General features: G+C 72.4%; 7 protein-coding genes. 1 reads left to right on the plus strand and 6 read right to left on the minus strand.

Annotated features, from left to right (window positions below):
* Window positions 1–535, plus strand: a 535-nt coding sequence (locus ASG00_RS13890; RefSeq protein WP_235559606.1) for an endonuclease domain-containing protein, incomplete at its 5' end; no start/stop codon positions are given.
* Window positions 536–900: 365 nt separating this feature from the next.
* On the opposite strand, the gene ASG00_RS13895 is transcribed toward ASG00_RS13890, so the two are convergent.
* The 6 genes from ASG00_RS13895 to sigK form a co-directional block, all read right to left on the minus strand.
* Window positions 901–1,785 (minus strand): aminotransferase class IV, encoded by an 885-nt coding sequence (locus tag ASG00_RS13895; protein WP_056210298.1) that lies wholly within the window; start codon window positions 1,783–1,785, stop codon window positions 901–903.
* Between the two features lie 293 nt (window positions 1,786–2,078).
* Entirely contained in the window at window positions 2,079–2,717 is a 639-nt protein-coding gene (locus tag ASG00_RS13900) for a hypothetical protein (RefSeq protein WP_045245863.1), read from the minus strand.
* Between the two features lie 52 nt (window positions 2,718–2,769).
* Window positions 2,770–3,174: a VOC family protein gene (locus ASG00_RS13905; RefSeq protein ID WP_056210300.1), complete on the minus strand. Its 405-nt coding sequence runs from the start codon at window positions 3,172–3,174 to the stop codon at window positions 2,770–2,772.
* A gap of 86 nt (window positions 3,175–3,260) precedes the next feature.
* Window positions 3,261–3,608, minus strand: coding sequence for a helix-turn-helix transcriptional regulator (locus ASG00_RS13910; protein WP_045245865.1), 348 nt, complete (start codon window positions 3,606–3,608; stop codon window positions 3,261–3,263).
* Between the two features lie 154 nt (window positions 3,609–3,762).
* Entirely contained in the window at window positions 3,763–4,554 is a 792-nt protein-coding gene (locus ASG00_RS13915; protein ID WP_056210302.1) for an anti-sigma factor, read from the minus strand.
* Window positions 4,551–5,150 carry an ECF RNA polymerase sigma factor SigK gene (gene sigK, locus ASG00_RS13920; RefSeq protein WP_200930940.1) on the minus strand — a complete coding sequence of 200 codons (600 nt, stop codon included), beginning with the start codon at window positions 5,148–5,150 and terminating at the stop codon, window positions 4,551–4,553. The genes ASG00_RS13915 and sigK overlap by 4 nt, the downstream gene beginning before the upstream one ends.
* Window positions 5,151–5,239: the final 89 nt, after the last annotated feature.

Raw genomic sequence — 5,239 nt, forward strand, 5'->3', positions numbered from 1 at the left:
CACCCCCACAATCGTCGAAGCCGACACGATCGTGCACTGGGGCGACGCGCCGACCCCGCGGGCGACAGCGCGGAGCGTGCTCAGGGAGATCGATCGCTGCGCGGGAACGGAGCAGTTCTTCGTCGCCCTGGAGTCCTCCCTGCGCCTCGGACTCGTCGCGCCGCACGATCTCGCCTGGCTGCACGAGCGCACGAACGACCGAGCCCGCGAGGCGATCGCGTTCGCGCGAGACGATGCCGACAGCGGGCTGGAGTCGCTGATCCGCTGGCGATTGCGGCACTGGCAGCTCGACGTGCGCGCCCAGGTTTCCGTCCTCGGTGTCGGACGGGTCGACCTTCTCATTGACGGACGCCTCATCGTCGAAGCCGACGGGCGCGAGAACCACGCGGGCGCCGAACGGAGACACCACGACCTCGTTCGAGACGCAGCATCCGCCGCCTGGGGATACCGCACACTACGGTTCGACTACGCCCTGATCGTGCACGACTGGGACCTCGTCGAACGCGCGATCCTCGGCGCGCTCGGCCTGGGGTGATCGACCTGCGACGCACGCCGGTAGGCATCGACAACCCGCTGCGACCATCACAACGTCGGAACTTTCTCCCGACACCCCGCCGCGCCGAGCGCAATCGCGGCGTGCCATCGAGAAGTTCCGACGCTGCGGGGTGCGAGACACGCCGAAAGCCGGCGTCGCACACGGTCTGGCGCGTCAGCCTGAAGACCGGCGCGCACGGTTGTGGGCGTCAGCCCGGGACCGAGAACGCCCGGATGCCCCGGCCGGGCCGGGATGCCGCGGCGCGGCTGCCGCACGCCCGGATGCTGCCGCTCAGTCGCGGCGGGCAAAGGATCGATGGGGCGTACCGCGTCAGCCCGGGATGCCGCACGCCCGGATGCCGCGGCTCAGTCGCGCGGCGAGAGCAGGTAGGCGTTCAGCTCGGCCGTGAAGGCGGCGTCGTGCGGGAGAGCCTGGCCGTCGACGACCGTGATCGGGGCGGCGAGGCGGACGCTCGAGACGAGCCACGCGGCATCCGCGTCGGCGAGGGCCGCCGTCGGAAGGGTCTCGTAGGCGGTCGTGAACCCCCGCTCGGCGAGGTGGGCGAACAGACTCAGCTGGGTGGTGCCGTGCAGGATGCCGGCGGCGGGCTCGGGGGTCACGAACTCATCGCCGCGGCGCAGCACGAGCGACGCGGTCGGCGCCTCGAGCAGGAATCCGTCGGACGTGGCGAAGACGGCGTCATCCGCGCCGCGTCGGTGCGCCTCGCGCAGCGCCGCCATGTTGGTCGCATACGACAACGTCTTCGCGCCGAGCAGCAGCCACGGGGCGCGGGCGGGTGCGGCGAGGTCGAGCCCGCGATCGAGCACGACGACGGAGATGCCTTCGGCGCGCGGGCGGGCATAGTCGGGCGCGGCCGACGCGGTCACCCACGCGGTCGGGGTCGGGCCGTGCTCGATGCCGCGACTCAGGATGAGCTTGATGACCGCCTCGCCCTCCGGGCACTGCGCCGCCGCGCGGGCCACGGCGGCGCGCCACTGGGCGAGGTTCGGCACCGGAAGGTCGCAGATCTCGGCGGAGTGCGCGAGCCGCGCCAGGTGCGCCTCGACCTCCTGCGGGTGCCTGTCGACGACACCGATCGACTCGAAGATGCCGTCTCCGCGCTGGGTGCTGAGCTCGCCGATGCTGAGGGCGGGGGCCGAGGCGTCGACGGGCGCGAAGGTCGTGTCGAAGTCGGTGCGGGGGTCATCGGATGCCACGGGCTCGATGATGAGCGCGAAACGCCAGGTCATGCTGCGAGCCTACGCGCGCGACGGCGACGCGCCCGGGCGGATGACGCGGGAATGCCGCCCGGGGGCGCTCCGTTACACTGGACCGGCCGGGCCGCAGTAACCCCGGGCTCCAATATCTGCCGCTGCGAGCGGCCTTGCGCCGAGAGGCGTTTCTGCGGCTCGGTTCTTCCCTTCCTCCGTGCGGGTGCCGCCCCGGTCGGGCGCGTCGCGATGCGAGGGCGTGACTCAGGAGCAAGCGTCGCGGCGCCGAAGCGCCGCCCGGTCCGGCGTGTCGCGGCGCGAGAGCAAGCGACTCAGGCGAGCGCGTCGCGGCGCCAGAGCGCCGCCGCGCCCGAGAGGTCCTCCGCGTAGGTGTCGAGGCGCAGCGCCCGCGTCGTGAAGGCGCTCGCGCGCGCCGGCTCCGCGACGTCGTGGTCGTCGGCGAGCTGCACCGCACCGGCGGCGACGATGCGGCAGAAGGATGCCGCCCGCTCGAGTGCGACCGCGAAGTCACCCTGGAACAGCCCCCGCAGGATCGTGTCGATGAGGGTGACGAGCTCGTCCGGGCCGGCCGGGGTCGGCGCTCCTGCGACCACCTCGTCGGCTCCGGAACGTGCCAGGCGTCCGCGCTCGAACAGCAGCGCCGCGGTGCGCGGGTCGTCGTGGATCATGAGCTGCAGCAGATAGAGCCGCCAGAGCGCGCCGGGCAGAGATCGAGCGGGCGCACGCGACCACAGATCGGCGATGTCGTCGATGCCGTGACGGTCGGTGAACGCGACGAGGCGTTCGACGACGTCGACGTCGGGGTCCTCGCGCACGCGCGCGAGGAGTGCGGCGGCGGTCGAGTGGGCGATGCGCGAGACCTCGGCCGGGTCGTCGCCCGAGTAGAGCCGGTCGAACAGCTCGGCGGGGCGGCGCACGGGCTTGTGGTACGGCCGGGGATCGTCGCTCACCTGTCCAGGGTACGGGGCGAGGGGCGCCTCCCGGGCCGCACCGCCCGCCGGCTCAGCCGGCCTGGTTGATGCGGATGAGGTTGCCGGCCGGGTCGCGGAATGCGGTGTCGCGCGGCCCCCACGGCTGGTCGGTCGGCTCCTGCACGAGGTCGGCGCCGAGGGCGGTGAGGCGGGCGAACACGCCGTCGAGGTCGTCGGTCTCGAACACGATCGGGCCGATCGCTCCCTTCGCGACGAGCCGGTGCAGTGCCTCGGCGTCGTCGGGCGAGCGGCCGGCACCGGGCTCGGAGAGCACCACGGCCACGTCGGTGCCGGGCACGCCGAGCGTGACCCAGTGGAAGTCACCCGCGGCGACGTTGTTGCGCAGCTCGAGGCCGAGTCCGTCACGGTAGAACGCGATGCCGGCGTCGATGTCGTCGGAGGTGATCGGGAAGAAGCGGAGCGAGATCGAGGTCATGGCCTCCACGCTACGGGCGGGAGGCGGCATCCGCTTCTCTGATCCTGCTCACTCCGCATCGTCGGCGACCGGGACACGGTGCGCGATCAGACGAACCGGGTGGGGCGGGTGAGCACCCGCGCCATGCAGGCCGGGATGTCCTCGGTGGCGGCGTGATCGCGGGCCCGGTAGGCGCTCGGTGTCTCGCCGACAAGCCGCGTGAACCGGGCGCTGAACGACCCGAGGGATGTCGCTCCCACCCGCATGCACGCATCGGTCACCGTCGTCCCCGCCCGCAGCAGCGCCATGGCGCGCTCGATGCGGCGCGTCATCAGGTAGCCGTACGGCGTCTCCCCGTACGCGTCGCGGAACTCGCGGGAGAAGTGCGCGGTCGACATGAACGCCTCCCGCGCCATGATCGCGACCTCGAGCGGTTCGGCGTATGAGCGGTCCATCAGGTCGCGCGCCCGTCGCAGGCGCGCGAGCACCTCGGGGGTCTGCGCGCGGGGGGTCACCCGTTCACGCTAGCGCTGCGGGGGCCGGTGATGCCGGGGCGCGCACGGGGCGCCGGTGACGCCGGTCTCCCCGGGCGCGCACCGCCGGAGTGCGTCAGGCCGGCGTCTCGATCGCGAGCACAGGCTTCGTCGTGGGCTGGCCGGTCGCCGAGCCGCCCTGCTGCTCCACCGTCACGGCGACGATGTCGCCCGCCTGGAACCCACCGCGCAGCTGCGCGGTCGCCGACCCGCCCGACACATCGAACGTGCCCGCCGCGGTCGGCACGCCGTCTCGCAGGTACCAGAGCTCATAGGTTCGGTCGCTTGCGAGGCTCGCCATGCCCGACGAGACGAGCACGGCCTGGCCGAGCGAGGACGACCAGTGCAGGGTGGCCGTGCCGCCGCCGGTGACGCCCGCCTGGGCGCTGGCGGCATCCGGTGCCGACTCGATCTTCTCGAGCGCGACGACCGCCGCGGGCTTCGGGTTCAGCTGCCCGGCGATCATCGTGCCGCCGATGCCGATCGCGACCACCAGAGCGATGCTCGCGGCGAGGGCGAAGAGGATGCGGCGTGCCCGCCGCGCGTTCGCGATGGGGGCCGACCGCACCGATTCCACGCTCGGTGTGACGAACGTGAACGGCGCGGGCGGGGCGTCGGCCGCGGCATCCGCGTCGGAGTGCTGCGGAAGGTCCTGGATGCGGGCGAGCAGCGAGGCGCGGAGGTCGGCGGGGGGCGCGACATCCGTCACGGTGTCGGCGAGTGCGGCCGCGGCCGCCTCGTCGGCAGTTACGGTGGCAGCCCACTCGGGGTGCGACGCGAGCGCCTCGTCGAAGGCGCGCTGCTCGTCGGGCGAGAGAGCACCGAGGGCGCGGGCCGCCGACAGCTCGGCGAAGTCGTTCTCGTTCACGGGGTCACCCCCATCTCCTGTCTGAGTCGGGCGAGCCCGTCTCTCATACGTGTCTTGATGGTGCCGAGCGGTGCACCCACGAGGGCGGCCACCTCACTCTGGCTGTAGCCGCCGAAGTAGGCGAGAGTGAGCGCTTCGCGCTGCGCCTCGGGAAGGGAACGCAGCGCCTCGTGCACACGTTCGGCGTCGGTTTTCAGTTCGACCTGCTCGGCGACGTCGGCGTGCGGCACCGCGATCTCCCGCAGCCCGGCTCGGGTGTCCCGGTCACTGCTCGACTGCGATGCGCGCACTCTGTCGACGGCTCTGCGGTGGGCGATGGTCATCACCCACGTGCGGCCTTGTCCCTTGTTCGGAACGAACCGCCCGGCGGATTGCCACAGTTCGAGGAAGACCTCCTGCAGCACCTCTTCGCTCTGCGACCGGTCGACGAGTACGCGCAGGATCAGACCGAACACCCGCGACGACAGCGCGTCGTACAGCTCGGCGAACGCGCCCTGGTCGCCGCCGGCGGTCGCCACCAGCAACTCGGCGATGCGGTCGACGACGGGACCCTCCTCGGGGACGTCAGCGCCGTCGATCACCATGTCGACCAGCATGCCGTACATTCACGGACTCCTCTCGCAGCGGACGGGGCGGTTGACGCATACCGCGGGCCGCGGCATCCGTCAACACCGTCATCCGAAGG

Source organism: Microbacterium sp. Leaf351, assembly GCF_001423825.1.
Lineage (GTDB): Bacteria > Actinomycetota > Actinomycetes > Actinomycetales > Microbacteriaceae > Microbacterium > Microbacterium ginsengisoli.